Source organism: uncultured Nostoc sp. (assembly GCF_964245575.1).
Lineage (GTDB): Bacteria > Cyanobacteriota > Cyanobacteriia > Cyanobacteriales > Nostocaceae > Nostoc.
Map to the genome: position 1 here is coordinate 1 of NZ_CAXTNP010000079.1, position 2,568 is coordinate 2,568.

At 39.4% G+C, this 2,568-nt stretch carries 2 protein-coding genes; both read right to left on the reverse strand.

Annotated features, from left to right (window positions below; translation table 11 throughout):
- Positions 1-504: 504 nt before the first annotated feature.
- Positions 505-1,290 carry a hypothetical protein gene (locus ACFFAP_RS14720; protein ID WP_375511896.1) on the reverse strand — a complete coding sequence of 262 codons (786 nt, stop codon included), beginning with the start codon at positions 1,288-1,290 and terminating at the stop codon, positions 505-507.
- A 365-nt stretch (positions 1,291-1,655) separates the two neighbouring features.
- Positions 1,656-1,889 carry a hypothetical protein gene (locus ACFFAP_RS14725; protein ID WP_375511897.1) on the reverse strand — a complete coding sequence of 78 codons (234 nt, stop codon included), beginning with the start codon at positions 1,887-1,889 and terminating at the stop codon, positions 1,656-1,658.
- Between the last annotated feature and the right edge of the window lie 679 nt (positions 1,890-2,568).

Here is a 2,568-nt window from a genome sequence, read left to right on the forward strand (position 1 = left end):
TCCAAAGTCGTTTTGAGGTACTCCAAAGTCGTTTTGAGGTACTTCAAAGTCGTGTTGGAGTACTTCAAACTTTGTCGCACCGCGATCAAGTACACAGGTGCGACGCCGAATAGCCCGCTTTCTCTACGAGACGCTCCGCGAACGGCATCGCTTTCATAAATCTTCACAAACAAAGCGATGTCTACGACGGGCTATGACGCTCGAATACTCGCTAACGCAACTCTTGGAGACGCACTCGCGTTCGCTATCGGCGTCACTTTACTTTTAAAACAGTCACTACAATTATCCTTAACCCAAGCGTATTAGACGTTAAACCTGAGAAGTTTAGTTAACTATAGCGGTCGCCAGGTAGGTTAGGACAGAAACTGAACATATAATCTAGACACCAAGAGACTTTCAACCCTGTCCCCTGTCACCTATTACCTGTCCCCTGCTATAATTGCATCTGCACCCGATTGAGTGGAATGGATGGTTTGATTTGTTGGGCTAGGTAAACCTAAACAGTTACGAGCGATCTTGTGTCCGTAAAATAGTAGTTCCAACAGAATCCGCTAATTCCAAATCTTCTAAAAACATTTCATTAACAGTCTTTTGACGGTAAATCATCATTTCCCGCACCCAAGAATCATTACCTTGCTCCATGTACTTACCAATACAGTAACCAGAGTACTCAATATGCTTAGTTTCATCAAAAATCAACAAATCAGACATTCGAGTTACTTTTGCTAAGTCCTTAGGTGTAGAATATGCTTGCAGTACTGGACGCAACAATAATTGTAGAATCAATGCCCGAATTTCTAAAAGATTGATTTGGATAATCTCATCCATCACCAATTTTTCATCCATTATCTGAGCCGAAGAAATGGGCACTAGGGGCGGATGTTTGTGGTGATAGTATTGTGGAGAAAAGGCTTTCAACTGTGTACGGAAATCTGCTTCTATTTTCGTCGGAAAAATAATATTCAATAGTGCCACAAACATTAGTGAGTGGCGCGACTCATCAATAGAGTGATTTCTCACCAACTGGGCAAACTCCTGATTTTCGATCTGCTCCGAGAATTGCCAAACTTGTTTAGAACCAGTTCCTTCTTCAGCGACGTTAGTAATCAGGGAATTAGAGAACCACTCAGCATTACGAGCAAACTGACGATATAAATTACCGTACCATCCCATACCGTGTGGTGGTGGATGAATTTCGCAAACCTGCCTCAAAACACTTTGATAATCTTCAAGAATCTGGCAGTTATAACGTTGTAGATAATTGAGCGCCAACTCACTAACATTGTTCATATATTTTATCTTAAAAAAAACTATATATAGTATAATTTATACCCTTGATTGGATAATTATTAGTAGCACATAGCTCTTAAAGCATAGGTGCAGATACAAATATTAGAAGATACTTGAAAAGTATTGGACGAATATAATTTGCTATTACATAAACGTTTGCGTAGCGTCTCGCAGAGAAGTCCGCTTTGAAGTCTGAACGCCGGAAGTCGGCGCTCAGACTTCAAAGCGGACTAATAAAAAATCAAGGGTTTTAAACCCACCGATGTGGGTAAAGTCTCGTGGAGCCAGGATTTATAGTCGCCAAGGCTAGTAATAAATTAGACTTGTTCATTCATCCTCTTAAACTTAATCTTTCAATTTAATGATTAATCGTCTTTGCATTTGGGTGGTACTGCAACGATTGTAATTGTAAAAGGGCGCTTAGGTGGTACTGCAACGATTAAAATTGCAAAAGGGCGCTTCGGAGGGGATGGACAGTTACTACCAGTCGAGATATCTTTTGGCGCACTTGTACCACCTTTGATTGCCTCCATGTCTTCTGGACTTAAATCAAAACTAATTAGTTCGTTATCTAGATTCTCTAGTTTGAGATTTTCCATCTGTTTCACCTCAATTTAATTAGTATCAACCGGAAAGAATCTCTAAATACACAAGCTTCTTTCTGAGTTTAAGAACTTAAACAATGCTTTTCAAACAATTTGTTGCTTAATTTATCTTGAATATTCACTATTCTTTTACAAACTAACATTATTACTGCACAGTTGGGCAATTATTACATTATGAAAAAGGGACATAATTAATTTATTTTTCCTCAAATATTAATAGTAGTCAGGTCAAAGGCGAATGGCACGCTTGAAAAGCTAAAGGCTATCAAAGAAAGCATTGCAGCCTTTCAATGCCATTGAGCAGTGGTTGGATAGGTCAGGCGATCGCCCTTTCATCTACGCTAGGGGCAGTTGTAAAAAAAATTATTTGTCGTCGTTAATAGATTAGTGTCGCTCGCTTGATCTACCATCAATTTAAAAGTTTAACGACATTAATTAATTTGATAACATGACAAATAAATTGTTATCCGACAAGATAACTCGGCGGCCTGTTCGCTTTTAACTAAAACCCTGCTTTTGCCTACTGTCCAAGTTCTTTGATGTTTTTCATCACTTGTTCATATAAGTCGTTGTTACCTTGACTTTGAAAAATGCTTGCTGCTTGTTGTAAATCCTTGAGTGCCCCCTGTTTGTCTCCATTGGTGGCGCGGGCATTTCCCCGGTTATTGTAGGC

What these genes read in the sequence shown, in the direction of transcription:
- ACFFAP_RS14720 (WP_375511896.1), bottom strand. Translation starts at nt 1,290, where the DNA reads ATGAACAATGTTAGTGAGTTGGCGCTCAATTATCTACAACGTTATAAC.
- ACFFAP_RS14725 (WP_375511897.1), bottom strand. Translation starts at nt 1,889, where the DNA reads ATGGAAAATCTCAAACTAGAGAATCTAGATAACGAACTAATTAGTTTT.